We start from the raw sequence: 26,046 nt of genomic DNA, 5'->3' as shown, positions 1-26,046 counted from the left end.
AAGCAGATGACCTGCGTGGTACCTGTGGGAGCGGGTTCACCCGCGAAGAGGCCGGCCCCGATATCCAATCATCCGGATCCGCCCCCAATGCACTTTTCCTTTCGCGCCCTGCGTCTGGGGCTGATCACCCTGCTGATCGCGCTGGGCACCGCCCTCAGTGCCGGCTGGGCCATGCACCAGGCCAAGCGCCAAGCCATGGAAGACGATGCGCAGCGTGCCAGCCAGCAGCTGGGCCTGTACGCCAATGCCCTGCACACCCTGATCGACCGCTACCGTGCCCTGCCCGCCGTACTGGCGCTGGACCCGGAGCTGATCGCCGCCCTGCGCGGCCCGCTCAGCGAAGCGCAGCAGGACGCCTTGAACCGCAAGCTCGAGCGCATCAATGGCGCCGCCAACTCCTCCACCCTCGAACTGCTCGACCGCACCGGGCTGGCAATCGCCGCCAGCAACTGGCGGCTGCCCAGCAGCTACGTCGGCTCCAACTACGGCTTCCGGCCGTACTTCAAGCAAGCCCGCAGCCAGGGCAGTGGCCGCTTCTATGCCGTGGGCGTGACCAGCGGCGTGCCGGGCTACTTCCTTGCCAGCGCGGTGAGCGACGAACAGGGTCGCTTTCTCGGCGCCATGGTGGTGAAGCTGGAGTTTCCCGAACTGGAACGCGAGTGGCGCCAGGGCAGCGACATTCTGCTGGTCAGCGACGCTCGCGGTATCACCTTCATCGCCAACCAGGACGGCTGGCGCTACCGTGAACTGCGCCCGCTCACCGGCGCCGACCGTGCCGAGCTGGCCGCAACCCGCCAGTACGACAAGCAACCGTTGGTGGCGCTGCAGCATCAGGTGCTGACCCGCTTTGACGAGAACAGCACCCTCAGCCGCGTGCAAGGCCCGGCGGGCAGCGCCGAATACCTGTGGGAAAGCCTGCCACTGCAAAGTGAAGCCTGGACCTTGCACCTGCTGCGCAAGCCGCAGGTCGCTGCCGACGGCCGCACGGCTGCCCTTGGCGCCGCAGCCGTGTGGTTGAGCCTGGTGTTCGCCGCGCTGTTCGTCAGCCAGCGCCTGCGCCTGGCCCGCCTGCGCCAGCGCAGCCGGCAGGAGCTCAAGCGCCAGGTCGAGGAGCGCACCCGCGAGCTGCGAACCGCCCAGGAGGGCCTGGTGCAATCGGCCAAGCTGGCTGCGCTGGGGCAGATGTCGGCGGCCATGGCGCATGAGATCAACCAGCCGCTGACCACCCAGCGCATGCAGCTGGAAACCCTGCGCCTGTTGCTCGACCATGGCCGTCATGACGAAGCTCGCCAGGCGCTGGAACCCCTGGAGCAGATGCTCACGCGCATGGCTGCGCTCACCAGCCATCTGAAGACCTTCGCCCGCAACAGCCCGGTCGGCCTGCGCGAGCGCCTCGACCTGGCCACTGTGGTGGACCAGGCCCTGCTGCTGCTGGAGGCACGCATTCGCAGCGAAGCGGTGGAAGTCGCCCTGTACCTGGCGCGCCCGGCCTGGGTGCGCGGCGACGCCATTCGCCTGGAGCAGGTGCTGATCAACCTGCTGCGCAATGCCCTCGACGCCATGGCCGACAAGCGCTACAAACGCCTGGAGATCCGCATCGAGCGCGACGGCGAGCTGTGGCGCCTGAGCGTGCTGGATTCGGGCGGCGGCATTGCCGAGGCCGATCTGGCCAAGGTCTTCGACCCGTTCTTCACCACCAAGCCGGTGGGCGAAGGGCTGGGGCTGGGCCTGGCCATTTCGTATGGCATCGTCCACGAGGCCGGTGGCCAGCTGCAGGCCGAAAACCTGCCCGGCGGTGCGCGCCTGAGCCTTACCCTGCCCCGCGACCTGGAGCCTGTATGTTGAATTCGGTGATCGTCGTCGATGATGAAGCCAGTATCCGCACCGCGGTCGAACAATGGCTGAGCCTGTCCGGCTTCAGCGTGCAGCTGTTCGCCCGCGCCGAAGAGTGCCTGGCACACCTGCCGCGGCACTTTCCGGGGGTGATCATCAGCGATGTGCGCATGCCGGGCATGGATGGCCTGCAGCTGCTCGAACGCCTGCAGGCGGACGACCCCGACCTGCCGGTGATCCTGCTGACCGGGCACGGCGATGTGCCCATGGCGGTGGAAGCCATGCGCAGCGGGGCCTATGACTTTCTGGAAAAACCGTTCACCCCGCAGCACCTGCTGGGCAGCCTGCGCCGGGCCCTGGAAAAGCGCCAGCTGGTGCTGGAGAACCGCCGGCTGCACGAGCAGGCCGACCTCAGGTCGCGCCTGGAAGGCACGCTGCTCGGCATGTCCCAGGGCCTGCAACAGCTGCGCCGACAAGTGCTGGAGCTGGCCAGCCTGCCGGTCAATGTGCTGATCCGTGGCGAAACCGGCAGCGGCAAGGAGCGCGTGGCCCGTTGCCTGCACGACTTCGGCCCACGCGCCGGCAAGCCCTTCGTCGCCCTCAATTGTGCGGCGATCCCCGAGGCGCTGTTCGAGGCGGAGTTGTTTGGCCATGAAAGCGGCGCCTTTACCGGTGCCCAGGGCAAGCGCATCGGCAAGCTGGAGTACGCCAACGGCGGTACGGTGTTCCTCGACGAGATCGAAAGCATGCCACTGGCGCAGCAAGCCAAGCTGCTGCGAGTGATCCAGGAGCAGAAGCTGGAGCGCCTGGGCGCCAACCAGAGCATCAGCGTTGACCTGCGCATCATCGCCGCAACCAAGCCCGACTTGCTCGAAGAAGCCCGCGCCGGGCGCTTCCGCGAAGACCTCGCCTACCGCCTGAACGTGGCCGAGTTGCGCCTGGCGCCGCTGCGCGAGCGGCGTGAAGACATACCCTTGTTGTTCGAGCACTTTGCCCGGGCCGCCGCAGCCAAACTCGGGCGCTCGCCTGCGCCGCTGTCAGGCCCGCAACTGGCGCAGTTGCTGGCGCATGACTGGCCCGGCAACGTGCGCGAGCTGGCCAACGCGGCAGAGCGGCACGCGCTGGGGCTGGGCTCGCCGAGTATCGAGGTGGCGCCTGCCGGGCAGTCGCTGAGCGAGCAGATGGAAGCGTTCGAGGCGCAATGCCTGCGCGCGGCGTTGCGCCAGCATGGCGGCGAGATCAAGGCGGTGATGGAAGCCTTGCAGCTGCCGCGGCGCACGCTTAACGAGAAGATGCAGCGGCATGGTTTGGTGCGCGAGGATTTTATCGGGCGAGAATGAGCGGAAATCCGCCTATCGCGCTGAGCCAGTAAGCAAAAAACCGCTTATGAACAGCTTTTTTGGGGGTGCGTTACAGCCCTTCGCGGGCACGCCCGCTCCCCCAGAGAAACGCGACAAGTCAGAGGTCGCGCAGTCCCTGTGGGAGCGGGCGCGCCCGCGAAGGGCGCAAGGCGCCCCCATCTGGGTCACGCCGCCCCCCTTTGGCACACCTTCTGCAATCACCTGTGCAAGCTGCGCCACGGCGCGCTCCACAAAAACAACGAGAAGGTATCCCAGATGGATAACACCACCTCCCTGCCCGCCGGGGCGGCCACCGCGCCTGCCACAGAAAAAACCACCGCCAGCCGCCTGAAGTCGATCTTCAGCGGGTCCATCGGCAACATGGTCGAATGGTACGACTGGTACGTCTACGCCGCATTCTCGCTGTACTTCGCCAAGGCCTTCTTCCCCGCCGGCGACTCCACCGCTCAATTGCTCAATACCGCCGCTATCTTCGCCGTCGGCTTCCTCATGCGCCCGATCGGTGGCTGGCTGATGGGCCTGTACGCCGACCGCAAGGGCCGCAAGGCCGCATTGATGGCCTCGGTACTGCTGATGTGCGCCGGTTCGCTGGTCATCGCCCTGACCCCAGGTTATGAAACCATCGGCTTCGCCGCGCCGGTCCTGCTGGTGGTCGCCCGCCTCATGCAGGGCCTGTCGGTAGGCGGCGAATACGGCACCTCGGCCACCTACCTCAGCGAAATGGCCAGCAAGGACCGCCGTGGCTTTTTCTCCAGCTTCCAGTACGTGACCCTGATCTCCGGCCAGCTCATCGCCTTGGCGGTGCTGATCGTCCTGCAGCAGACCCTGACCACCGAGCAGCTGTATGCCTGGGGCTGGCGTGTGCCGTTCGTGATCGGTGCGCTGTGCGCCGTGGTGGCCCTGTACCTGCGTCGCGGCATGGAAGAAACTGCCTCGTTCACCAAGAAGGAAAAGGCCAAGGAAAGCCTGATGCGCACCCTGCTGCGCCACCCCAAGGAACTGATGACCGTGGTCGGCCTGACCATGGGCGGCACCCTGGCGTTCTACACCTACACCACCTACATGCAGAAGTACCTGGTCAACACGGTGGGCATGAGCATCAGCGACTCGACCACCATCTCGGCGGCCACGCTGTTCCTGTTCATGTGCCTGCAGCCGGTAATCGGTGGCCTGTCCGACAAGATCGGCCGTCGCCCGATCCTGATCGCCTTCGGTGTGCTCGGCACCCTGTTCACCGTACCGATCCTCAGCACCCTGCACACCATCCAGACCTGGTGGGGCGCGTTCTTCCTGATCATGGCAGCGCTGATCATCGTCAGCGGCTACACCTCGATCAACGCCGTGGTCAAAGCCGAACTGTTCCCCACCGAAATCCGCGCCCTGGGCGTCGGCCTGCCGTACGCCCTGACCGTGTCGATCTTCGGTGGCACTGCCGAGTACGTGGCCCTGTGGTTCAAGAGCGCCGGCATGGAGAGCGGCTTCTACTGGTACGTGACCGCCTGCATCGCCTGCTCGCTGCTGGTTTACGCCACCATGAAGGACACCAAACAGCATTCGCGCATCACCACCGAGTGAGTGCGCGTTTGCCGCAATGAAAAAGGGCGCACCGTTTCCGGGGCGCCCTTCGAGCCGAACAGCCCAGGCCATCGGCTGGTCAGCAGCTGCAAGCAGGCTCAGGACATCTCCAGCGCCTGACGCGGTTCCCGCCGCTGGTACCAGGTGGCCATCAGCACCAGTACCAGCAACACCCCGCCCAATACCGCCGATGAACCGACCGTGCCGAAGTCCAGCCCACCCTTTTCATGGGGCTTGGTGAGGAAGTCGCCCAACGTGGCGCCAAACGGTCGGGTCAGCACGAAGGCTATCCAGAACAACACCACGCCCGAAATACGCGTCCAGTAACGCGCCACCACAACCAGGGCGATGGCACTGCCGATCAACAGCGCGCCGCCAGCAAAGCCCAGCCCCGAGTCATCGGCCAGGTAATCGCCCAGGGCGGTACCGAGGGTGTTGGAAAACAGGATCGCTACCCAGTAGAACAGCTCGCCCGAGCGGTTCTTGATGCGCGTGACATCCAGCGGGTTGCCGCTCAGGCGCCAGGCCAGGAACGTCAGCAACAGAATGCCGATCAGGATGGCCGAACCTGCGGCATAGCCCAGGCCCAGGGTGCGGTCCATGAAATCGGACATGGTGGTGCCGGCGGTGCTGGTCGAGAGGATCACCAGCCAATACAGCATCGGGTGATAACGCCGCGAGTACAGCTGGCCGAGCAAGGTCAGCAGGAACACGCTGATCAGCAGCAGCGAACTGAGGGCGTAGCCGATATCGAGGGTCATCGACAGCAGATCGCCCGCCGTTTCGCCAAGGGTGGTGGCGCAGATCTTCATGACCCAGAAGGCCAAGGTGATTTGCGGGAGTTTGTTCATTGTTGTGCCGCTCCGGTTTGAGATGCGGCGATGGTGCTGAGCGGTGGCTGAAAAATCGGTGGTCGATAGATGAAAAATGCGTTGATCGGGTTTCGATAAGAGATTGTTGGCTTGTTTAACGCCGGATTAATCCCTCCCCCTCAAGCTGACACGGCTGACAGAACGTCGATGTGCAAGTCGGTTCGCCCTTAATGCGACCCTCGTTTGACCACAGTAGGCGCGCCCTAACGCATCGAATAAAACGATTATTCAGTGCTATTTTTTGCGCTTTTTAATCGGATTTATCGGCGTAGGATTAAACCCATAGAAACAAACAACCTCTCGAACCCCTGGAGCAACGACCATGAAAAACAAACTGATCCTGACCCTGGCCCTCTCGGTTTTCGCTACTGGCGCCTTTGCCGAAGACGGCTTCAACCGCACCAATGGCCACACCTTCGCAGCGGCCCAGAGCCAATCCGCCGCCTACGCTGAAGACGGCTTCGACCGTACCGGTGGCCAGCGCTTCGCTGAAGACGGCTTCGACCGTACCGGTGGCCAGCGCTTCGCTGAAGACGGCTTCGACCGCACCGGCGGCCAGCGCTTCGCTGAAGATGGCTTCGACCGCACCGGCGGCCAGCGCTTCGCTGAAGATGGCTTCGACCGCACCGGTGGCCAGCGCTTCGCTGAAGATGGCTTCGACCGCACCAACGCCCACCGCATCAGCTGATCACTGATGCGAGCACCCAGCCCGGCTTTGGCCGGGCTTGATCATTTGCAGGCGGGCACAGGCTTGGCACACTAGGGGTCTTGTCCACCCAGAGGTAGGGCCAGCAAGCCCAGCACAGATGTATTACTACGAACCCGCCAAAGGCCACGGCCTGCCCCACGACCCGTTCAACGCCATCGTCGGCCCCCGCCCGATCGGCTGGATTTCCTCACAGGACCGCGAAGGCCGCCTGAACCTGGCGCCTTACAGCTTCTTCAACGCCTTCAACTACATCCCGCCGATCATCGGCTTCTGCAGCGTCGGGCGCAAAGACAGCCTGAACAATATCGAGCAGACCGGCGAATTCGTCTGGAACCTGGCCACTCGCTCGCTGGCCGAGCAGATGAACCAGAGCTGCGCACCGGTTGCCGCCGAGATCAACGAATTCGAATTGAGCGGCCTCACCGCCACACCCTCACGCGTTGTCGGCGTGCCGCGTGTTGGCGAAACGCCGGTGGCGTTCGAGTGCAAGGTCAGCCAGATCGTCCAGCTCAAGCGGGCTGATCAGCAACCGGTACCCAGCTGGCTGATCCTCGGCGAAGTGGTGGCGGTGCACATTGCCGAGCACCTGTTGAACAACGGCATCTACGATACCGCAGCCGCCGAACCGATCCTGCGAGGTGGTGGCCCGGCGGATTATTTCGAGCTGGGCAACCTGTTCAAGATGGCCCGGCCGCCGGCCTGATCACCAGATCAGCTCGCCCTCTTCACTGACGCCCTGCAGGCGTTGCAGCTCGGCCGTGGCCGCTTCGTCGGCGGCCACGGCGCCCTTGAACACCTGCCCATCGAGCACCTTGTGAAAGCGCGGCGCGCCGCCCATGCCCAAGGCCTTGACCGCAATAGCGGCGTGATAGCCGCCACCTTCCACCGGGACCATCGCCGAAACCGCTTCGAAATGCGGGAATTCCCTACGTGCCATGTTGCAATCCGCCAGGTTGATCGAAGGGCGGCATTTTACCCTATTTGCCTGTACCGGCCCTATCGCCGGCAAGCCAGCTCCCACAGAGTAATCACAGGTTTTGAGGGCAGTGCAGTACCTGTGGGAGCTGGCTTGCCGGCGATAGGGCCGGTACAGGCGACAGGTCAATCAAAGGTATGCAGGTCCAGGCTGCTGACCACCTGCGCCTGCACCAGCTCGCCAAACACCTCCAGCGTCGGCGACGCAAAGTATCCACTCATCGCCTGCTGGTCCCGCCAGCTGCCACTGAGCAGCCACAGGTCGGCATCGGCCTGCGAACGCTGCACCGTGAAACTCAGGCAACCCGGCGTACGCAGCGAGGGCTCGAGCAGGTCACGCAGGCGCGCGCCCAGCTCCGCCGAGCGCCCGCTGCTGGCACGGATGAAAGCGAGGTGGGTGACCGGTTGTGTCGGGGTCATTGCTCAATCTCCTTGAAGCAGGCGAACGGAAAAGCCAGGCTGCCGAGGTTAGGCCGCCACCCGCGCGCCGCGTTAGGCCATTACTGCACGTGGATTGCCTGATCCTGCAGCACGGCAGGATCAGGCAATCCACGTGCAGCTTTCGACTAGCGCCGACCATTGCCCAAACCTATGCTGCGTCGGTCAGCAGAGGAAAGCCATCATGACCACCGCCACGCCCATCGACCCGACGCTGGAACTGCAACGCCAGGAGCTGGCCGAGCTGATTCGTCGCCATGCCGGCGACCCCTACGGCCCCGCCTCGGCCATCGATGACCTGTACCTGGTGCGCTACACCGAGAACGTGCGCTCGGTGCCGACCTTGGCACAACCCGCGCTGTGCATCCTCGCCCAAGGCAGTAAAAGCCTGTTCCTCGGCGACGAGCAGTACGCCTACGACCCGTTGCACTACATGGTGGTTTCGGTGACCTTGCCGCTGAGCGGCGTGCGGCTCGACGCCAGCCCGGAGCAGCCCAGCCTCGGTCTGCGCATGGACCTGGACCCGGCCGAAATCAGCCAACTGATCGCCGAGAGTGGGCCGATGCTGGTACCCAACCGGCCGTCCGGCCGTGGCCTGTATGTGGAGAGGACCGATGCGGCGTTGCTCGACGCCCTGCTGCGGCTGATCCGTTTGTTGGATACCCCGCGTGACATCGCGATGCTGGCGCCGCTGTTCCGCCGGGAGATTCTCTACCGCCTGTTGCGTGGCCCGCAGGGCTATCGGCTGTACGAAATCGCCCTGGCCAACAGCCAGACCCACCGGGTTTGCCAGGCCATTACCTGGCTCAACAACAACTACCAACAGCCGCTGCGCATCGAGGACCTGGCCCGCGAGGTCAACCTCAGCACCTCGACCTTGCACCATCGGTTCAAGGCCGTGACCTCGATGAGCCCGTTGCAGTACCAGAAGCAATTGCGCCTGCAAGAGGCGCGGCGGTTGATGCTCAACGACGGGCTCGAGGCGGCGGTGGCGGCCTATCGGGTGGGTTATGAAAGCCCGTCACAGTTCAGCCGGGAATACAGCCGGCTGTACGGCGCGCCACCGATTCGGGATGTGGCCAGGTTGCGGGCGACTGCTGGTTGAAGTTCTGAATGGCAGTACTGGCCTATTCGCGGGCTTGCCCGCGAAAAGGCCAGTACAGGCAACAGCGCTACTTCAGCCCAGCACAGTCCGCTGCCACTGATTCTGGTCAACCTGGATCAAGGTCGGCCCCTTGCGCTCAACCGCCTGCCCCAGTGCAGCCTTCAGTTGCGCCACATCCGCCACGTTCTCCGCCGCCGCCCCCAGCGCGCGCGCCACACCGATGAAGTCCGGGGTGTGAATATCCACACCGACCGGCTCGATCGCCCGGTTGACCATGTATTTCTTGATTTCCTCGTACCCTTGGTTATTCCACAGCAGCACGATCAGCGGCACCTGCGCCTCCACCGCACTGGCCAGCTCCGGCAGGGTGAACTGCAACCCGCCATCACCGATCAGGCACACCGCCGGTGCACGCTCGCCGGCCTGCTCGGCGCTGCCCAGCCAGGCCCCCATGGCCGCCGGCAAGGCATAACCCAGCGTGCCATAACCGGTCGAGGCATTGAACCAGCGCCGTGGCTGGTCCATGTCCAGGGTCAGGTTGCCGGTGTACACCGGCTGGGTCGAATCGCCCACCAGAACGGCATTGGGCAAGCGTTCGAGAATCGCCCGCAGCAAGCGCGTCTGGCTAAGGGTCGGCTGGTCCCATTCTGCCGCCAATGCCTGGCGCAGGCTGGCCACGCGGGCCGCTCCCCAGGCGCCTTCGCATGGGGCTTGCGGCAGGGCCTGCAAGGCACCGAGCAGCGCTTCGGCGGCCAGTGCGGCATCAGCCACCAACGCCAGCTCCGGCAGGTAGTTGCGCACGGTCTGGTCCGGGTCGATGTCGATGCGCAACAGGCTACCGGGTATCTCGAAACCACCTTTGAAGGTCACGTCATAGTCGGTTTCCGCCAGTTCGGTACCGATCGCCAACACCACATCGGCCTCGGCCACCAGCGCGCGCGTGGCCGGCAGTGACTGGGTCGAGCCGATCTGCAGCGGGTGGGTGGCTGGCAACAAGCCCTTGGCATTGATGGTCAGTGCCACCGGAGCCTGCAGGTGTTCGGCCAGACGCGCCAGCGCGGCACCTGCTGCCAGGGCCCCACCGCCGGCCAGAATCAATGGCCGGCGGGCACTGGCCAAGCGCTCGGCCATGCGCGCCACGGCCTGCGGCGCGGCCCCGGCTCGGCTACTGCGCACCGGGCGGGCTGGCAACAGTTGATCGGCCGGCTCGACCAGCACGTCGAGCGGGATCTCGATATGCACCGGGCGCGGGCGGGCGCCTTCGAACACCGCGAAGGCCCGCGCCAGTACCTGCGGCAGGTCAGCGGCACGCATCAGGGTATGGGAAAACGCGGCCACACCCGCCACCAGCGCGCCCTGGTTGGGCAACTCGTGGAGCTTGCCACGGCCGCCGCCCAGCTGATCGCGGGACTGCACGCTGGAAATCACCAGCATCGGGATCGAGTCGGCATAGGCTTGGCCCATGGCGGTGGTGATGTTGGTGATGCCCGGGCCGGTGATGATGAAACACACCCCGGGCTTGCCGCGGGTGCGTGCGTAGCCATCGGCCATGAACCCGGCGCCCTGCTCGTGGCGCGGGGTGATGTGGCGGATGGACGAGCCCGCCAGGCCGCGGTAGAGCTCCACGGTATGTACACCGGGAATGCCGAAGACATGATCAACGCCATAGCCTTCAAGGAGTTTTACCAGTACTTCGCCGCAGGTTGCCATCGGGTGTCACCACTAATCTTGTTGGGTTATGCCGTTATTGGACCCAAGCCACAGCTATCGCCACAATGCAAAAAAACACATACTAGGCATGTCCTTTAATCATGGCTTGCGACTATGAAACGCCTCCCGCCCCTGCCTGCCTTGCACACCTTTCTGGTCACGGCCCAGCACTGCAACTTCACCCGTGCCGGGCAGCAGTTGCACATCACCCAGGGCGCCGTCAGCCGACAGATCGCGGCCCTCGAGGAGCATCTGGGTTATGCCTTGTTCCAGCGCCAGGCCCGCGGGCTTAGCCTGACCCGTGAAGGCCAGGACTGGCTGCCAAGGGTGCAGCAGGTGTTCGCGCTGATCGAGCAGGGGGTACGCGAGGTGGGTGGGCGCAGCGCGACCTTGCAGCTCAAGGCGCCGACCTGCGTGATGCGCTGGCTGTTGCCGCGGCTGATGGAATGGCAGGCGCTACGCCCGGATGTGCCGGTGGAGCTGACCACCACGGTGCAGCACGGGGTGGACTTTCGCCGCGAGGGGTTCGATGCAGCGGTGGTGTATGGCGATGCGCCGAACCACGGGCTGCGCGTACGCAAGCTGTTCGATGAGCAACTGACGCCGGTGTGCGCACCGGCGCTGCGCCAGGGGCCGGTGCCGTTGCGGCAGGTCGAGGACCTGGCGCGGCACATGCTGCTGCACCCGTCGCGGGATGAACACGACTGGCATTTGTGGCTGCAGGCGGCCGGGGTGACGCTGGCCAAGCAAGGGCCGAAGCAGCATTTCGAGACGCTGGACATGGCGATGGCCATGGCTTCGCAGGGGACCGGCGTGGCCATCGGCGACTGGTCGCTGATCGGCGATGATTTGCGCGGGGGGCGGTTGTGCATGCCGTTCGCGCTGAAGGTGATGACCGGCAAGGGGTATTACCTGGTGAGCCAGAGCAAGAGCTTGCCGCCGGGTTTGCTGGAATTGCTGGATTGGCTGGAGGATCGGGCCAGCCTGTAAGGGCCCCTTCGCGGGTAAACCCGCTCCCACAAGTGCTACACCGCCATCGGAAACGGAATTACCACTTCATCTCGCCCTTGGCGACCTTGGCTCCCAGCTCCAGCGAGCTTTCATCGGCCAGGTTCGGGTAACGTCGCTTCATCGCCGCGATCAACGCACCGGCGTCTTTAGCCTTGGCAGTCTCGGCATCGAAATCACGAATGTAGTTCGCCGTGAAGCGCACGGCCTCGAGCGATCGGCTGCTGTCCCCCAGGTAGTGCCCGGGGATCACCGTGCGCGGCGCCAACGCCTCGATGTTCGCCAGAGTGCCGAGCCAGTCGGCGTGGGACTTGGCCGTTTGCGTGTCGGCCATCCACACGTGGATGTTCTCCGACACCACCACGCCACCGACCACCGCCTTGATCGACGGGACCCACACGAAACTGCGATCAGGTTGCGGGCCGTCGAGGCCGACCACCTCGAGGGCCTGCCCTTCCAGCATCAGGCGGTTGCCTTCGAGCACCTGCGGCAGCACCAGCCGCGCCGGCCTGTCCGCGCCCATCTGCGGGCCCCAGTAGGCCAACTTGGCATCCATGGTCTGGCGGATATGGGCAACCGTGGCGGCCGACGCCAGCACCTTGGCCTCGGGGAAGGCCTGGGTCAGAGTATCCAGGCCGAAGTAGTAGTCCGGGTCGCCATGGCTGATGTAGATACTGGTCAGCTGCTTGCCACCTGCCCGCAGGCGCTGCACCAGCTGCTCGGCCTGGACCTTGCCGAACTGGGCATCGACGAGAATGGCGTCGTGCTCGCCGCTGACGATCACCGAACTGACCGGAAAGATTGCCTCATGCCCGGGGTTGTAAACCTCCAGCCGCAAGGGGTCGGCGGCCAACACCGGGCCGGCCAGGGTCACACAGGCCAGCAACAGGCCATGCAAGGGAGTGAAAAGCGACATCGCAAACGCCCGTCAGATGAACAATGCCCAACAGCTTAGTTGCCCAATCCGTGACAAAAAATGCGATGCTCGGACATAGTTTGTTTCTGAAACCGGACAAATCATGGATCGTCTCAACGCCATGCGCGTTTTCGTCACCGTCGTCGACCTGGGCAGCCAATCGGCGGCGGCGGATCATCTGCAACTGTCGCGGCCGGTGGTGTCGCGCTACCTGGCAGAGCTGGAAGACTGGGTTGGCGCAAGGTTGATGCAGCGCACCACACGTAAGCTCAGCCTCACCGCCGCCGGCCAGGAAACCCTGCCCCGCTGCAGGCAACTGCTGGAACTGGCCGGCGACCTGCAAGCCGCGGTGCAGCAACCGGATGACGCGCCCAAGGGCGCGATGCGCATCAGCGTCAGCACCTCATTCGGCCAGGCCCAGCTGGTGGATGCAGTGGCCGCCTACGTCCGGCGCTACCCCGGGGTAAAGGTGGAACTGCAGATGCTCGATCGCACGGTCAACCTGGTGGACGAGCGCATCGACCTGGCAATCCGCACCAGCAATGACCTGGACCCCAACCTGATCGCCCGGCGCTTGAGCGTATGCCGCTCGGCAGTGTGTGCTGCACCGGCCTACCTGCGCGAGCACGGCACGCCGCAACGGGTCGAGGAACTGAGCCGGCACAACTGCCTGACCCACGCCTACTTCGGCCACAGCCTGTGGCATTTCGAGGTGGCCGGCCAGCAGGTATCCGTGCCGGTGGCAGGTAACATCAGCGCCAACGAGGCGATGACCCTGCAGAAGGCGGCGCTGGCCGGCGCAGGTATCGCCATGCTGCCGACCTACCAGGCCGCGCAGGCCCTGCGCCGGGGCGAACTGGTGCGCCTGCTGCCAGAGGCCAGGCCACGCGAGCTGAACCTGAATGCGGTGTACACCTCACGCAAACACATGCCGGCGACCTTGCGCAGCATGCTGGATTTTCTGGTGCAGCGGTTCAAGGACGAACCGGAGTGGGATCGGGACCTGTGACGCGCTGTCACTCCTCGACGCTCATGTATTCCTTGGCCCAGCGGATGTAATCCTCAGGCTGGGTGTAGGTGTGCGAGAGCTCGGTGGCGCTGAGGTTTTCCGATTTGTTCTGCTGGCCGCGCTGCAGTCGCAGGCAGTCATAGGTGGCCTTGATCGCAGCGAAGTAGGCCGCGTGGCCGTCGACCACGATACGCACGCCCAGCCGTGCCAGACGCGCGTCGTCGCGCAGGTTCGGGTTGCCGTAGGTCACCAGCATCAGCGGCACCGTCAGGTGCTCGGCAATCTGTTCGAGCTGCTCGAAGTCCTTCACCCCGACCATGCAGATACCATCGGCACCGGCCTTCTGGTAGCTCTGGGTACGCACGATGATTTCTTCGGTGGTGAGCACGCCAGCATTGGTCCGGGCAATGATCGACAGCGAAGAATCGACCCGCGCTTCCAGGGCAGCACGGATTTTGCCGACACCCTCTTCGACCGGGATCAGGTCGGTGGACTTGCGCCCGAACTGCGCTGGCAGCAGGGTATCCTCGATGGTCAGCGCGGCCACGCCGGCACGCTCCAGCTCGATCACCGTGCGCATCACATTCAGCGCGTTGCCATAACCGTGGTCAGCGTCGGCCAGCACCGGCAGTTGCGCCACGCGGCCAATACGGGTGGCCTGCTCGACGAATTCGCTGAGGGTGATCAGGGCGAAGTCCGGCGCGGCCAGCACCTGCAGCGACGCGACCGAGCCGCCCAGGATGCCGACTTCAAAACCCAGGTCGGCGGCGATGCGTGCCGACATCGGGTCGAACACCGAGGCGGTGTGGTAACAGGAACCTGAAGCGAGCAGCTCGCGGAAGGCAAAACGCAGATCTTGATGGGAAGCCTTGGGCATGATCACTCCGCAAAATAATGGAAAATCGAACGGTAACTACCGACCCCTGTAATCGGGTCTACCTGGCCTGTTCCAACCGTCGCCATCCGGGCGGTCATGCTCGACATGCAGGCAGAGGAATAAAAGGTGTGGGAGACAGAGGCGCGAAAAAACTGCGGCATAATGCTGCACCATGCTGGTGCAGGCCGCGGTTTTCAGCCTCTGTGGCATATCAACGATATCACGCAGCCATGCCGCACTGGATGAATGCGCCAATGCCGATCTTGCATAGGGGATGCAGATAGTACATAGGAAGCTACCTAACTCAGGGTACAATCCGCATACTTCTTGATGGCCTCTTCGCGGGTAAACCCGCTCCTACAGGTAAGTCCCGCCCTCAGGAGCGACACCGGGCCTGTGGGAGCGGGTTTACCCGCGAAGAAGGCCGCCGCCGTCATACAAGGTATTGCCGTGACCGCCGCCCTCCCCCCTGCAACCCTGCGCAACGTGCTCACCGCACTGATGCTGGCCATTTTCCTCGGCGCCCTGGACCAGACCATCGTCGCCGTCTCGCTGCCGGCCATCTCGGCGCAGTTCAACGACGTCGGCCTGCTGGCCTGGGTCATCTCCGGTTACATGGTGGCGATGACCGTCGCCGTGCCGATCTACGGCAAACTCGGCGATCTGTACGGGCGGCGGCGGATGATCCTGACCGGCATCAGCCTGTTCACCCTGGCCTCGATCGCCTGCGCCCTGGCCCAGGACATGCAGCAGCTGGTGCTGGCCCGGGTCCTGCAGGGCATTGGTGCGGGCGGCATGGTCTCGGTGAGCCAGGCAATCATCGGCGATTACGTGCCACCGCGAGAACGCGGCCGCTACCAGGGTTACTTCAGCAGCATGTATGCCGTGGCCAGCGTCGCCGGGCCGGTGCTGGGCGGCTGGCTGACCGAATTCCTGTCGTGGCGCTGGGTGTTCTGGATCAACCTGCCGCTGGGCCTGGTCGCATTGTGGGCGATCCGCCGCGCCCTCGGCGGCATGCCGGCGCAGCGTCGCCAGGCGCAGGTCGACTACCTCGGCGCCGTGTTGCTGGTCCTAGGCCTGGGTAGCCTGCTGCTGGGCATCACCCTGGTCGGCCAGGGCCACGCCTGGGGCGACCCGGCGGTACTGGCCCTGTTTGCCTGCGCCGCGCTGGGCCTGGCGCTGTTCATTGTGCATGAGCGCCGTTGCCCGGAGCCGCTGCTGCCGCTCGGCCTGTTCGGTAACCGCGTGGCGGTGCTGTGCTGGGGGGTAATCTTCTTCGCCAGCTTCCAGTCGATCTCGCTGACCATGCTCATGCCCTTGCGCTATCAGGCCATCACCGGCGCCGGCGCCGACAGCGCCGCGCTGCACCTGCTGCCGCTGGTGATGGGCCTGCCCATGGGCGCCTTCAGCGGTGGCCGCATGACCAGCCGGACCGGGCGCTACAAGCCACAGATTCTGGCCGGCGCGCTGCTGATGCCGCTGGCCATTTTCGCCATGGCGATCACCCCGCCGCAATCGGTCGTGGCCAGTGCCTTGTTCATGCTGCTGACCGGCATCGCCTGCGGCCTGCAGTTCCCCACCTCGCTGGTCGGTACGCAGAGCGCGGTGGCCGGCAAGGACATCGGCGTGGCTACCAGCACCACCAACCTGTTCCGTTCGCTGGGCGGGGCCATGGGCGTGGCGTGCATGTCCAGCCTGCTGCTGGCGCTGCTGCAGCAGGGCGGGTTCGGGGCGCTGGGTAATCCGTTGCTGGGCAGCCTGAAAGCGGGCGAGGTGGACCTGGTGACCCAGGGGCGCTTGCTGGAGACGTTCCGGCAGTTGCTGATGGCCAGTGCCGGGGTAGCTGTGCTGGGACTGTTTGCTGCGTTTGCATTGCCCGACCGGCAACTGCGCGGACGCTAGAAGCTACACGATCTCTGTGGGAGCGGCCTTGTGTCGCGAAAGGGCCGCGAAGCGGCCCCAGGATTTCAGCAGTGATGCACAAATTGTCGGGGCTGCTGCGCAGCCCTATCGCGACACAAGGCCGCTCCCACAGGATCCTTGATTTGTTCAAGGTCACCCGAAAGCATTAATCCCCCCTTAACACAAAGGGGAAACACTCCCTCACAATCCTTAACAAAGTGTCATTTGCGCAGAGCCGGGCTCAAGCGCAGCATATCCAGCCCGGTGTCGACCCATTTTTCGACATCCTGCAACAGATCGACACTGTCAGGCAGCAACAGCCAGCGGCCGATCAGGCCATCGACATAGGCAAACATGGCCACCGCCGCGCGCTCGACATCCAGCTCGCCTGGCAACTGGCCCCGGCGCACGGCATTGGCCAGCGCCAGGGTGATGCCCTTGTGGCAATCCAGCACCGCACCCTGGCGCTGCTGGCGAATTTCACACATGTCATCGGTGAACTCGCATTTGTGATGCAGGATTTCATTGATACGCCGGGTTCGGGCATCGAGCACCAACTCGTTGAACACTTGCAGCAACAGCTTGCGCATGCAGCCAAGCGGGTCCAGTTCGTCCTCGCTTTCGCTCGCCCGCGCCAGGTGGTCATGTGTTTCGTGCAGGCTGTCGAGCAGCGCCTGGACCAGCTCGGCCTTGTTGTTGAAGTGCCAGTAGATCGCCCCGCGCGTCACACCTGCCAGTTCGGCGATGTCGGCCAGGGTGGTGCGCGCGACCCCGCGCTTGTAGAAGGCCTTTTCCGCCGCCTCGATGATCTGGGCGCGGGTTTCCTGGGCTTCCTCTTTGGTTCGACGGACCATGGCAGTACAAACCTCATCTGCCCCGAACGCGCGGCGCGGCGGGGAACGCTCCGGGGGCACCTCTGCAGGGTGCCTCGCGGATGAACTAATCAAGGGCTGTGGCAGTACCTAAGTACAACCCAGCGGTATTTACAAACAACCATGAATGTAAGTATATTCCTTAGCAAGCTATTTATCCACCGGATAGCAATTTTTCCAGATCAAGACTCTTCCATTACTCTTGAGCGTCTCCCTGCTCCAGCGACCCGAGGATCCTCATGCAATTCAAGCCAGCCGTCACCGCTCTGGTTTCCGCCGTCGCCCTGGCAACCCTGCTCAGTGGCTGTAAGAAAGAAGAAGCAGCGCCAGCGGCGCAGGCTCCTCAGGTCGGCGTCGTGACCATCCAGCCGCAAGCCTTCACCCTGACCACGGAACTGCCGGGCCGTACCACTGCCTACCGCGTCGCCGAAGTGCGCCCGCAGGTCAACGGCATCATCCTCAAGCGCCTGTTCAAGGAAGGCAGCGAGGTCAAGGCAGGCCAGCAGCTGTACCAGATCGACCCTGCCGTGTACGAAGCCAACCTGGCCAATGCCCAGGCCAACCTGCAGGCTACCCGCTCGCTGGCCGAACGCTACAAGCAGCTGATCGACGAACAGGCTGTTTCCAAACAGGAATACGACGACGCCAATGCCAAACGATTGCAGGCCGAGGCTTCGCTGAAAAGCGCGCAGATCGACCTGCGCTACACCAAGGTCCTGGCCCCGATCAGCGGCCGTATCGGCCGTTCCTCGTTCACCGAAGGTGCCCTGGTGAGCAACGGCCAGGCCAATGCCATGGCGACCATCCAGCAACTCGACCCGATCTACGTCGATGTCACCCAGTCCACTGCCGAGCTGCTCAAGCTGCGTCGTGACCTGGAAAGCGGCCAGCTGCAAAAGGCCGGCGACAACGCTGCCTCGGTGCAACTGGTGCTGGAAGACGGCAGCCTGTTCAAACAGGAAGGCCGCCTGGAGTTCTCCGAGGTCGCGGTCGACGAGACAACCGGCTCGGTCACCCTGCGCGCGCTGTTCCCCAACCCCGACCACACCCTGCTGCCCGGCATGTTCGTGCATGCGCGGCTCAAGGCCGGGGTCAACGCCAACGCCATCCTGGCGCCGCAACAGGGCGTGACCCGCGACCTCAAGGGCGCGCCGACCGCGCTGGTGGTCAACCAGGAAAACAAGGTCGAACTGCGCCAGCTCAAGGCCAACCGTACCCTGGGTAGCGACTGGCTGATCGAGGAAGGCCTCAAACCGGGCGACCGCCTGATCACCGAAGGGCTGCAGTACGTACGCCCGGGCGTGGAGGTAAAAGTCAGCGAAGCCACCAACGTCAAGAAGCCGGCCAGCCCTGATCAGGCCAACGCGGCGAAAGCAGACGGCAAAGCGGAGTAAACCATGTCGAAGTTCTTTATCGATCGCCCGATCTTCGCCTGGGTGATCGCCTTGGTGATCATGCTGGTCGGCGCCTTGTCGATCCTGAAGCTGCCGATCAACCAGTACCCCAGCATCGCGCCGCCGGCCATCGCCATCGCCGTGACCTACCCGGGCGCCTCGGCGCAGACCGTGCAGGACACCGTGGTCCAGGTGATCGAGCAACAGCTCAACGGCATCGACAACCTGCGTTACGTGTCGTCGGAAAGCAACTCCGACGGCAGCATGACCATTACCGCCACCTTCGAGCAGGGTACCAACCCCGACACCGCGCAGGTGCAGGTGCAGAACAAGCTGAACCTGGCTACCCCGCTGCTGCCGCAGGAAGTGCAGCAGCAAGGTATCCGTGTCACCAAGGCAGTGAAGAACTTCCTGTTGGTGATCGGCCTGGTGTCCGAAGACGGCAGCATGAGCAAGGACGACCTGGCCAACTACATCGTCTCCAACATGCAGGACCCGATCTCGCGTACCGCAGGCGTGGGTGACTTCCAGGTGTTCGGCGCCCAGTACGCCATGCGTATCTGGCTCGATCCGGCCAAGCTGAACAAGTTCCAGCTGACCCCGGTCGACGTCAAGACCGCGGTCGCCGCGCAGAACGTGCAGGTGTCGTCCGGCCAGCTCGGCGGCCTGCCGGCCATGCCAGGCACGCAGCTGAACGCCACCATCATCGGCAAGACCCGCCTGCAGACGGCCGAGCAGTTCGAGAAGATCCTGCTCAAGGTCAACAGCGACGGCTCGCAGGTGCGCCTGGGTGATGTCGCCGAGGTTGGCCTGGGGGGTGAAAACTACGCAGTCAGCGCCCAGTTCAACGGCAAGCCGGCTTCCGGCCTGGCGGTAAAACTGGCGACGGGCGCCAACGCCCTGGACACCGCCAAGGCCCTGCGCAAGACCATTGCCGACCTGGAACCGTTCTTCCCGCCCGGGGTGAAAGCGGTGTTCCCGTATGACACCACCCCGGTGGTCACCGAATCCATCAGTGGCGTGATCCACACCCTGATCGAAGCCGTGGTCCTGGTCTTCCTGGTGATGTACCTGTTCCTGCAGAACTTCCGCGCCACCGTCATCACCACCATGACCGTACCGGTGGTGTTGCTGGGTACCTTCGGCATCCTTGCCGCAGCGGGCTTCAGCATCAACACCCTGACCATGTTCGCCATGGTGCTGGCCATCGGCCTGCTGGTGGACGACGCCATCGTCGTGGTGGAGAACGTCGAGCGGGTAATGTCCGAGGAAGGCTTGCCGCCCAAGGAAGCGACCAAGCGCTCGATGGAGCAGATCCAGGGGGCCTTGGTGGGTATCGCCCTGGTGCTGTCGGCGGTACTGCTGCCGATGGCGTTCTTCGGCGGTTCCACGGGTGTGATCTACCGGCAGTTCTCCATCACCATCGTCTCGGCCATGGGCCTGTCGGTACTGGTGGCGCTGGTGTTCACCCCGGCCCTGTGCGCCACCATGCTCAAGCCGCTGAAGAAGGGCGAGCACCATGTGGCCAAGGGCGGTTTCTTCGGCTGGTTCAACCGCAACTTCGACCGCAGCGTTACCGGCTACGAGCGCAGCGTCGGTACCATCCTGCGCAACAAGGTACCGTTCCTGCTGGCCTATGCGCTGATCGTGGTCGGCATGATCTGGCTGTTCGCCCGCATCCCTACCGCGTTCCTGCCCGAAGAAGACCAGGGCGTGCTGTTCGCCCAGGTGCAGACCCCGGCCGGCTCCAGTGCCGAGCGCACCCAGGTAGTGGTCGACCAGATGCGTGAATACCTGCTCAAGGAAGAAGCCGACACCGTGTCGTCGGTGTTCACCGTCAACGGCTTCAACTTCGCCGGCCGTGGCCAGAGCTCGGGCATGGCGTTCATCATGCTCAAGCCGTGGGGCGAGCGCTCCAAGGAGAACAGCGTGTTCGCCCTGGCCCAGCGTGCCCAGCAGCATTTCTTCACCTTCCGCGATGCGATGGTGTTCGCCTTCGCCCCGCCTGCGGTACTTGAGCTGGGTAACGCCACCGGTTTCGACGTGTTCCTGCAGGACCGTGGCGGTGTCGGCCATGCCAAGCTGATGGAAGCGCGCAACCAGTTCCTGGCCAAGGCCGCGCAAAGCAAGGTCCTCAGTGCGGTGCGCCCGAACGGCCTGAACGATGAGCCGCAGTACCAGCTGACCATCGATGACGAACGTGCCAGCGCCCTGGGCGTGACCATCGCCGACATCAACAACACCCTGTCGATTGCCCTGGGTGCCAGCTACGTCAACGACTTCATCGACCGTGGCCGGGTCAAGAAGGTGTACATCCAGGGCGAGCCAAACGCGCGGATGAGCCCGGAAGACCTGCAGAAGTGGTACGTGCGCAATGGCGCCGGCGAAATGGTGCCGTTCTCCTCCTTCGCCAAAGGCGAGTGGACCTACGGTTCGCCGAAGCTGTCGCGTTACAACGGCGTCGAGGCGATGGAAATTCTCGGTGCACCGGCGCCGGGCTACAGTACCGGTGAGGCCATGGCCGAGGTCGAGCGCATCGCCGGCGAACTGCCAAGCGGCATCGGCTTCTCCTGGACCGGCATGTCCTACGAGGAAAAACTCTCCGGTTCGCAGATGCCGGCGCTGTTCGCCCTCTCGGTATTGTTCGTGTTCCTGTGCCTGGCGGCCCTGTACGAAAGCTGGTCGATCCCGATCGCCGTGGTGCTGGTCGTGCCGCTGGGGATCATCGGCGCCCTGATCGCCACCAGCCTGCGCGGCTTGTCCAACGACGTGTACTTCCTGGTCGGCCTGTTGACCACCATCGGCCTGGCGGCGAAAAACGCCATTCTGATCGTCGAGTTCGCCAAGGAACTGCACGAGCAGGGCCGCAGCCTGTATGACGCGGCGATCGAGGCGTGCCGCATGCGTCTGCGCCCGATCATCATGACCTCGCTGGCGTTCATCCTCGGCGTGGTACCGTTGACCATCGCCAGCGGCGCCGGTGCCGGCAGCCAGCACGCCATTGGTACTGGCGTGATCGGCGGCATGATCAGTGCGACCGTGCTGGCAATTTTCTGGGTACCACTGTTCTTCGTCGCAGTGTCGTCGCTGTTCGGCAGCAAAGAGCCGGAAAAAGACGCCACCCCTGAAACTCCACGTTATGAGGCTGGGCAATGACCAAGTCTTTGTTGTCCCTGGCGGTAACCGCTTTCATTCTTGGCGGCTGCTCGCTGATCCCTGACTACCAGACCCCGGAATCGCCGGTGGCAGCGCAGTGGCCGCAGGGCCCTGCGTACTCGCCGACACAGTCGGCGGACGTTGCCGCTGCCGAGCAGGGCTGGCGCCAGTTCTTCCACGACCCGGCGCTGCAGCAACTGATCCAGACCGCGCTGGTCAACAACCGCGACCTGCGCGTCGCGGCGCTGAACATCGACGCCTACCGCGCGCAGTACCGCATCCAGCGGGCCGACCTGTTCCCGGCGGTTTCGGCCAACGGCAGCGGCAGCCGTCAGCGGGTGCCGGCGAACATGTCGCAGACCGGTGAAGCGGGCATCACCAGCCAGTACTCGGCCACTCTGGGCGTCAGCGCCTACGAGCTGGACCTGTTCGGCCGAGTGCGCAGCCTGACCGAGCAGGCCCTGGAAACCTACCTGTCCAGCGAGCAGGCGCGTCGCTCCACGCAGATCAGCCTGGTCGCCAGCGTGGCCAACGCCTATTACACCTGGCAGGCCGATCAGGCGCTGTTCAAGCTGACCGAAGAAACGCTGAAGACCTACGAGGAAAGCTACAACCTCACCCGTCGCAGCAACGAAGTCGGCGTGGCCTCGGCGCTCGACGTCAGCCAGGCGCGCACCGCGGTGGAAGGCGCCCGCGTCAAATACTCGCAGTACCAGCGCCTGGTCGCCCAGGACGTCAACAGCCTGACCGTGCTGCTGGGCACCGGCATTCCGGCGAACCTGGCCAAGCCACTGGAGCTCGACGCCGACCAGCTGGCCGAAGTACCGGCCGGCCTGCCGTCGGACGTGCTCCAGCGGCGCCCGGACATCCAGGAAGCCGAGCACCTGCTCAGGGCCGCCAATGCCAACATCGGCGCGGCCCGCGCAGCGTTCTTCCCGAGCATCAGCCTGACCGCCAACGCTGGCAGCCTGGGCCCCGACATGGGCCATCTGTTCGCCGGTGGCCAGGGCACCTGGCTGTTCCAGCCGCAGATCAACCTGCCAATCTTCAACGCCGGCAGCCTGAAGGCCAGCCTGGACTACTCGAAGATCCAGAAGGACATCAACGTCGCCAAGTACGAGAAGACCATCCAGACCGCCTTCCAGGAAGTCTCCGATGGCCTGGCGGCGCGCAAGACCTTCGAAGAGCAGTTGCAGGCGCAACGTGACCTGGTGCAGGCGAACCAGGACTACTACCGCCTGGCCGAACGCCGCTACCGCATCGGCATCGACAGCAACCTGACCTTCCTCGATGCCCAGCGCAACCTGTTCAGCGCCCAGCAGGCGCTGATCGGCGACCGCCTCTCGCAGCTGACCAGCGAGGTCAACCTGTACAAGGCGCTTGGTGGTGGCTGGTACGAGCAGACCGGGCAGGCCAACAACCAGCAGACAGCGGTGGAAGCACCGAAGAGCTGATTGAAGCTGTCAAAGCATCAAGCCCACCCACGCGGTGGGCTTTTTGTTTTGTGTGGCCTGAACCGGCCTCTTCGCGGGCTCGCCCGCTCCCACGGGGCCAGCACAGGTAAAAAATTAACCACCCAGAACATTCCGTTCGATTATCGCCCGCTTCCGTTTGCAGCGAATTGCCTCGCCTCTGCCCCACCGCGCACCATCCTCCCACGCAACGTTGCCCCCGGTTCATCCCACAAGACCCGCGCCTGCAGGCCGCATCCTGCAGCGCAGCGGCTCGCCCATAAAAACAAGAGATCCACGACAGATGAGCACTTTGCAACCCGCACGCCAGCTGCTGCCCGGCCTGTTGGCCATGTCCTGCGCCCTCCCCGTGTTCGCCGCCGAGGGTGGCTTTGTGGAAGACGCCAAGGCCACCCTCAACCTGCGCAACTTCTACATCAACCGCAATTTCGTCGACCCGGCCCACGCGCAGGCCAAGGCCGAAGAATGGACCCAGAGCTTCATCCTCGATGCCCGCTCAGGCTTCACCCAAGGCACCGTCGGTTTCGGCGTGGACGTACTGGGCCTGTATTCGCTCAAGCTCGATGGCGGCAAAGGCACCACCAATACCCACCTGTTGCCGGTGCACGACGATGGCCGCCCCGCCGATGACTTCGGCCGCCTGGGTGTGGCATTGAAAGCCAAGCTGTCGCAAACCGAGCTGAAAGTGGGCGAATGGATGCCGGTACTGCCGATTCTGCGCGCGGACGATGGCCGCTCACTGCCTCAGACCTTCCGTGGCGGCCAGCTGACCTCCAGGGAAATCGCCGGCCTGACCCTGTACGCCGGCCAGTTCCGCGGCAACAGCCCGCGCAACGACGCCAGCATGGAAGATATGTCGCTCAACGGCAAAGCCGCGTTCACCTCTGACCGTTTCAACTTTGCCGGCGGCGAGTACGCCTTCAACGACAAACGCACGCTGATCGGCTTGTGGAATGCCCAGCTCAAGGACATCTACCGCCAGCAGTACCTCAACCTGGTGCACAGCCAGCCGCTGGGCGACTGGACCCTGGGCGCCAACCTCGGCTACTTCATCGGCAAGGAAGACGGCGCCGAACGCGCCGGCGAACTGGACAACCGCACCGCCTCGGCGATGCTCTCGGCACGCTACCTGGGCCACACCTTCTACCTCGGCCTGCAGAAAGTCAGCGGCGACGACGCCTGGCTGCGGGTCAACGGCACCAGCGGCGGCACCCTGGCCAACGACAGCTACAACTCAAGCTTCGACAATGCCAAGGAACGCTCCTGGCAGGTACGCCACGACTTCAACTTCGCCACCATCGGCGTACCCGGCCTGACCCTGATGAACCGCTATATCAAGGGTGACAACGTCACTGCGGGTGGCGTGGACGATGGCAAGGAATGGGCACGGGAAACCGAGCTGGCGTATGTGGTGCAGTCGGGCAGCTTCAAGGACCTGTCGCTGAAATGGCGCAACTCCACCATGCGCAGGGACTTCAGCACCAATGCCTTCGATGAGAACCGGTTGATTGTGAGTTACCCGCTGAATCTACTTTGACCTGAGGGCCTCTTCGCGGGTAAACCCGCTCCCACAGGGACTGCACAAGCCTGAAGACCTGTGCAGTACCTGTGGGAGCGGGTTTACCCGCGAATAGGCCCGACAAATAACCATAAGCTATAAACAAATCAATAAACCTTCTTTGACGACATATGCAGCAACCGTTTGAATAGTCCCCCTACCCCCGCCCCAGAGCCGTGACATGGACCTCCGTCAGCTGCGCTACTTCATCGCCCTCACCGAATACCGCAGTTTCGTCCGTGCCGCCGAGGCCATGGGCATCACCCAGCCGGCCTTCAGCCGCGCCATCCAGAGCCTGGAACACAGCTTCGGCTGCCCGCTGGTCGACCGCGCCAGCAAAGCCCTGCCGCCCACCCCCGAAGGCCTGGTGGTGCTGCAACATGCCAGGCGCCTGGTGCAGGGCGCTGCGCAGCTGAGCAACGAAGTGCTGCAGATGACCAAGCTCGACGCCGGCGAGCTGCACTTCGGCAGCGGCCCGGCACTGGCCGTGCGCCTGGTGCCCGACGCCCTGCGGCATTTCCTGGAACGCCACCCGGGCATCCGCACCTCGCTGCTGGTGGATAACGCCGAACGCCTCGGCCAGGCCCTGCGCCGCGAGCAGATCGAGTTTTTCGTCGACGACATCCGCCCGTTCGAAGCCGACCCCAACTTCAACACCGAACCCTTGTCGCCGCGCCCCGGCCTGTTCTTCTGCCGCCCGGGGCACCCGCTGCTGGCCAAGGACAGCCTGTCGACCAACGACCTGTTCAGCTACCCGCTGGCCAGCGCCCTGCTCGCCCCCGGCGTGCGCAAGCGCCTGGCCAACCTGAGCGGGCGCAGCGACTTCACCCCGCACCTGCAAACCGAGCACCTGGCCGTGCTGCGCAGCGTGGTGCAGGCCAGCGACGCCATCGGCACCGCCAGCGAAGAGGCCGTTGCCGAAGACCTGACCAGCGGCCGCCTGGTGCGCCTGCACTGGCGCAACCTGCCGCCGGCGCTGGAAGTGCTGAGCGTGCGCTGCGGCGTGGTCAGCCGCAGCGGTTATCGGCTGTCGCCGGCGGCGCGGGCGATGATCGAGACGCTGGTGGGGCTGGATACGCCGTTGCGGGCTGCGGCCATTCGCTGAGCTGATGATGGTGGCAGGGGCGGGCTATCCTGATCATTATCCGGTCAAAGGTTGCCTGTGCTGGCCTCTTCGCGGGGGGGGCCCCCCCCCCCCCCGGGGGGGGGCCCGGGGGGGGGGGGGGGGGGGGGGGGGCCGCCCCCCCCGGGGGGGGGGGGGGGCCCCCGCGGGGGCCGGGGGGGGACCAAGGAAAGCCCCGGCC

21 protein-coding genes are annotated in these 26,046 nt (G+C 64.6%); 14 read left to right on the top strand and 7 right to left on the bottom strand.

Annotation, left to right across the window (positions count from 1 at the left end):
* The first annotated feature begins 87 nt into the window (after positions 1-87).
* The 3 genes from C6A77_RS15200 (at position 88) to C6A77_RS15190 (ending at position 4,769) form a co-directional block, all read left to right on the top strand.
* Positions 88-1,845 carry an ATP-binding protein gene (locus C6A77_RS15200; protein ID WP_114170208.1) on the top strand — a complete coding sequence of 586 codons (1,758 nt, stop codon included), beginning with the start codon at positions 88-90 and terminating at the stop codon, positions 1,843-1,845.
* Complete coding sequence (locus tag C6A77_RS15195; protein WP_114170207.1) at positions 1,839-3,173, top strand: sigma-54 dependent transcriptional regulator; 1,335 nt, start codon at positions 1,839-1,841, stop codon at positions 3,171-3,173. The genes C6A77_RS15200 and C6A77_RS15195 overlap by 7 nt, the downstream gene beginning before the upstream one ends.
* Before the next feature lie 276 nt (positions 3,174-3,449).
* On the top strand, positions 3,450-4,769 hold the full coding sequence (locus tag C6A77_RS15190; protein ID WP_114170206.1) for an MFS transporter: 1,320 nt from the start codon (positions 3,450-3,452) through the stop codon (positions 4,767-4,769).
* A gap of 98 nt (positions 4,770-4,867) precedes the next feature.
* Here C6A77_RS15190 and C6A77_RS15185 read toward each other — a convergent pair whose 3' ends face one another.
* On the bottom strand, positions 4,868-5,620 hold the full coding sequence (locus C6A77_RS15185; protein WP_114170205.1) for a hypothetical protein: 753 nt from the start codon (positions 5,618-5,620) through the stop codon (positions 4,868-4,870).
* A 343-nt stretch (positions 5,621-5,963) separates the two neighbouring features.
* On the opposite strand from C6A77_RS15185, the gene C6A77_RS15180 reads away from it, so the two are divergent.
* Entirely contained in the window at positions 5,964-6,329 is a 366-nt protein-coding gene (locus C6A77_RS15180; RefSeq protein ID WP_114170204.1) for a heme utilization protein, read from the top strand.
* 118 nt (positions 6,330-6,447) lie between these two features.
* Positions 6,448-7,053, top strand: a complete 606-nt coding sequence (locus C6A77_RS15175; protein ID WP_114170203.1) for a flavin reductase family protein — start codon at positions 6,448-6,450, stop codon at positions 7,051-7,053.
* Here C6A77_RS15175 and C6A77_RS15170 read toward each other — a convergent pair whose 3' ends face one another.
* Both C6A77_RS15170 and C6A77_RS15160 read right to left on the bottom strand, forming a co-directional pair.
* Complete coding sequence (locus tag C6A77_RS15170) at positions 7,054-7,287, bottom strand: hypothetical protein (RefSeq protein WP_114170202.1); 234 nt, start codon at positions 7,285-7,287, stop codon at positions 7,054-7,056.
* Between the two features lie 164 nt (positions 7,288-7,451).
* Positions 7,452-7,745, bottom strand: a complete 294-nt coding sequence (locus tag C6A77_RS15160) for an antibiotic biosynthesis monooxygenase family protein (protein WP_114170201.1) — start codon at positions 7,743-7,745, stop codon at positions 7,452-7,454.
* A 202-nt stretch (positions 7,746-7,947) separates the two neighbouring features.
* On the opposite strand from C6A77_RS15160, the gene C6A77_RS15155 reads away from it, so the two are divergent.
* Positions 7,948-8,868, top strand: a complete 921-nt coding sequence (locus tag C6A77_RS15155) for an AraC family transcriptional regulator (protein ID WP_114170200.1) — start codon at positions 7,948-7,950, stop codon at positions 8,866-8,868.
* Between the two features lie 72 nt (positions 8,869-8,940).
* Here C6A77_RS15155 and C6A77_RS15150 read toward each other — a convergent pair whose 3' ends face one another.
* Positions 8,941-10,578: a 5-guanidino-2-oxopentanoate decarboxylase gene (locus C6A77_RS15150; protein ID WP_114170199.1), complete on the bottom strand. Its 1,638-nt coding sequence runs from the start codon at positions 10,576-10,578 to the stop codon at positions 8,941-8,943.
* 114 nt (positions 10,579-10,692) lie between these two features.
* Here C6A77_RS15150 and C6A77_RS15145 point away from each other — a divergent pair, with 114 nt between their 5' ends.
* Positions 10,693-11,568 carry a LysR substrate-binding domain-containing protein gene (locus C6A77_RS15145; RefSeq protein WP_114170198.1) on the top strand — a complete coding sequence of 292 codons (876 nt, stop codon included), beginning with the start codon at positions 10,693-10,695 and terminating at the stop codon, positions 11,566-11,568.
* Positions 11,569-11,626: 58 nt separating this feature from the next.
* Here C6A77_RS15145 and C6A77_RS15140 read toward each other — a convergent pair whose 3' ends face one another.
* Positions 11,627-12,502: an MBL fold metallo-hydrolase gene (locus tag C6A77_RS15140; RefSeq protein WP_114170197.1), complete on the bottom strand. Its 876-nt coding sequence runs from the start codon at positions 12,500-12,502 to the stop codon at positions 11,627-11,629.
* Between the two features lie 103 nt (positions 12,503-12,605).
* Here C6A77_RS15140 and C6A77_RS15135 point away from each other — a divergent pair, with 103 nt between their 5' ends.
* Positions 12,606-13,511, top strand: a complete 906-nt coding sequence (locus tag C6A77_RS15135) for a LysR family transcriptional regulator (protein WP_114170196.1) — start codon at positions 12,606-12,608, stop codon at positions 13,509-13,511.
* 7 nt (positions 13,512-13,518) lie between these two features.
* On the opposite strand, the gene C6A77_RS15130 is transcribed toward C6A77_RS15135, so the two are convergent.
* On the bottom strand, positions 13,519-14,388 hold the full coding sequence (locus C6A77_RS15130; RefSeq protein WP_114170195.1) for an oxaloacetate decarboxylase: 870 nt from the start codon (positions 14,386-14,388) through the stop codon (positions 13,519-13,521).
* Between the two features lie 450 nt (positions 14,389-14,838).
* Here C6A77_RS15130 and C6A77_RS15125 point away from each other — a divergent pair, with 450 nt between their 5' ends.
* Positions 14,839-16,290, top strand: coding sequence for an MDR family MFS transporter (locus C6A77_RS15125; RefSeq protein ID WP_114170194.1), 1,452 nt, complete (start codon positions 14,839-14,841; stop codon positions 16,288-16,290).
* A 221-nt stretch (positions 16,291-16,511) separates the two neighbouring features.
* Here C6A77_RS15125 and ttgR read toward each other — a convergent pair whose 3' ends face one another.
* Positions 16,512-17,144, bottom strand: a complete 633-nt coding sequence (gene ttgR, locus C6A77_RS15120; protein ID WP_114170193.1) for an efflux transport transcriptional regulator TtgR — start codon at positions 17,142-17,144, stop codon at positions 16,512-16,514.
* A 257-nt stretch (positions 17,145-17,401) separates the two neighbouring features.
* Between ttgR and ttgA the strand changes: the two genes are divergently transcribed.
* From ttgA to C6A77_RS15095, 5 genes are all read left to right on the top strand, one after another.
* Positions 17,402-18,556: a toluene efflux RND transporter periplasmic adaptor subunit TtgA gene (gene ttgA / locus C6A77_RS15115; RefSeq protein WP_114170192.1), complete on the top strand. Its 1,155-nt coding sequence runs from the start codon at positions 17,402-17,404 to the stop codon at positions 18,554-18,556.
* A 3-nt stretch (positions 18,557-18,559) separates the two neighbouring features.
* On the top strand, positions 18,560-21,712 hold the full coding sequence (gene ttgB, locus C6A77_RS15110) for a multidrug efflux RND transporter permease subunit TtgB (RefSeq protein WP_114170191.1): 3,153 nt from the start codon (positions 18,560-18,562) through the stop codon (positions 21,710-21,712).
* Positions 21,709-23,166 carry an AdeC/AdeK/OprM family multidrug efflux complex outer membrane factor gene (locus C6A77_RS15105; RefSeq protein WP_114170190.1) on the top strand — a complete coding sequence of 486 codons (1,458 nt, stop codon included), beginning with the start codon at positions 21,709-21,711 and terminating at the stop codon, positions 23,164-23,166. Before ttgB ends, C6A77_RS15105 begins: the two co-directional genes overlap by 4 nt.
* A gap of 301 nt (positions 23,167-23,467) precedes the next feature.
* Positions 23,468-24,721, top strand: a complete 1,254-nt coding sequence (locus C6A77_RS15100) for an OprD family porin (RefSeq protein ID WP_114170189.1) — start codon at positions 23,468-23,470, stop codon at positions 24,719-24,721.
* Positions 24,722-24,923: 202 nt separating this feature from the next.
* Positions 24,924-25,847, top strand: coding sequence for a LysR family transcriptional regulator (locus C6A77_RS15095; protein WP_114170188.1), 924 nt, complete (start codon positions 24,924-24,926; stop codon positions 25,845-25,847).
* The last annotated feature ends 199 nt before the right edge of the window (positions 25,848-26,046 follow it).

Origin of the sequence: Pseudomonas sp. AFG_SD02_1510_Pfu_092 (genome assembly GCF_003331055.1) — a bacterium.
Lineage (GTDB): Bacteria > Pseudomonadota > Gammaproteobacteria > Pseudomonadales > Pseudomonadaceae > Aquipseudomonas.
Note: the sequence above shows the minus strand (reverse complement) of the source record. Positions and strands in the feature narration are given on the sequence as shown.

Excerpts from the sequence above, each read along its gene's own strand:
- C6A77_RS15175 (WP_114170203.1), top strand. The coding sequence starts at position 6,448 with ATGTATTACTACGAACCCGCCAAAGGCCACGGCCTGCCCCACGACCCG.
- C6A77_RS15105 (WP_114170190.1), top strand. The coding sequence starts at position 21,709 with ATGACCAAGTCTTTGTTGTCCCTGGCGGTAACCGCTTTCATTCTTGGC.
- C6A77_RS15180 (WP_114170204.1), top strand. The coding sequence starts at position 5,964 with ATGAAAAACAAACTGATCCTGACCCTGGCCCTCTCGGTTTTCGCTACT.
- ttgB (WP_114170191.1), top strand. The coding sequence starts at position 18,560 with ATGTCGAAGTTCTTTATCGATCGCCCGATCTTCGCCTGGGTGATCGCC.
- C6A77_RS15095 (WP_114170188.1), top strand. The coding sequence starts at position 24,924 with ATGGACCTCCGTCAGCTGCGCTACTTCATCGCCCTCACCGAATACCGC.
- C6A77_RS15195 (WP_114170207.1), top strand. The coding sequence starts at position 1,839 with ATGTTGAATTCGGTGATCGTCGTCGATGATGAAGCCAGTATCCGCACC.
- C6A77_RS15135 (WP_114170196.1), top strand. The coding sequence starts at position 12,606 with ATGGATCGTCTCAACGCCATGCGCGTTTTCGTCACCGTCGTCGACCTG.
- C6A77_RS15190 (WP_114170206.1), top strand. The coding sequence starts at position 3,450 with ATGGATAACACCACCTCCCTGCCCGCCGGGGCGGCCACCGCGCCTGCC.
- C6A77_RS15160 (WP_114170201.1), bottom strand. The coding sequence starts at position 7,745 with ATGACCCCGACACAACCGGTCACCCACCTCGCTTTCATCCGTGCCAGC.
- C6A77_RS15170 (WP_114170202.1), bottom strand. The coding sequence starts at position 7,287 with ATGGCACGTAGGGAATTCCCGCATTTCGAAGCGGTTTCGGCGATGGTC.
- C6A77_RS15150 (WP_114170199.1), bottom strand. The coding sequence starts at position 10,578 with ATGGCAACCTGCGGCGAAGTACTGGTAAAACTCCTTGAAGGCTATGGC.
- ttgA (WP_114170192.1), top strand. The coding sequence starts at position 17,402 with ATGCAATTCAAGCCAGCCGTCACCGCTCTGGTTTCCGCCGTCGCCCTG.
- C6A77_RS15145 (WP_114170198.1), top strand. The coding sequence starts at position 10,693 with ATGAAACGCCTCCCGCCCCTGCCTGCCTTGCACACCTTTCTGGTCACG.
- C6A77_RS15130 (WP_114170195.1), bottom strand. The coding sequence starts at position 14,388 with ATGCCCAAGGCTTCCCATCAAGATCTGCGTTTTGCCTTCCGCGAGCTG.
- C6A77_RS15155 (WP_114170200.1), top strand. The coding sequence starts at position 7,948 with ATGACCACCGCCACGCCCATCGACCCGACGCTGGAACTGCAACGCCAG.
- ttgR (WP_114170193.1), bottom strand. The coding sequence starts at position 17,144 with ATGGTCCGTCGAACCAAAGAGGAAGCCCAGGAAACCCGCGCCCAGATC.
- C6A77_RS15200 (WP_114170208.1), top strand. The coding sequence starts at position 88 with ATGCACTTTTCCTTTCGCGCCCTGCGTCTGGGGCTGATCACCCTGCTG.
- C6A77_RS15140 (WP_114170197.1), bottom strand. The coding sequence starts at position 12,502 with ATGTCGCTTTTCACTCCCTTGCATGGCCTGTTGCTGGCCTGTGTGACC.
- C6A77_RS15100 (WP_114170189.1), top strand. The coding sequence starts at position 23,468 with ATGAGCACTTTGCAACCCGCACGCCAGCTGCTGCCCGGCCTGTTGGCC.
- C6A77_RS15185 (WP_114170205.1), bottom strand. The coding sequence starts at position 5,620 with ATGAACAAACTCCCGCAAATCACCTTGGCCTTCTGGGTCATGAAGATC.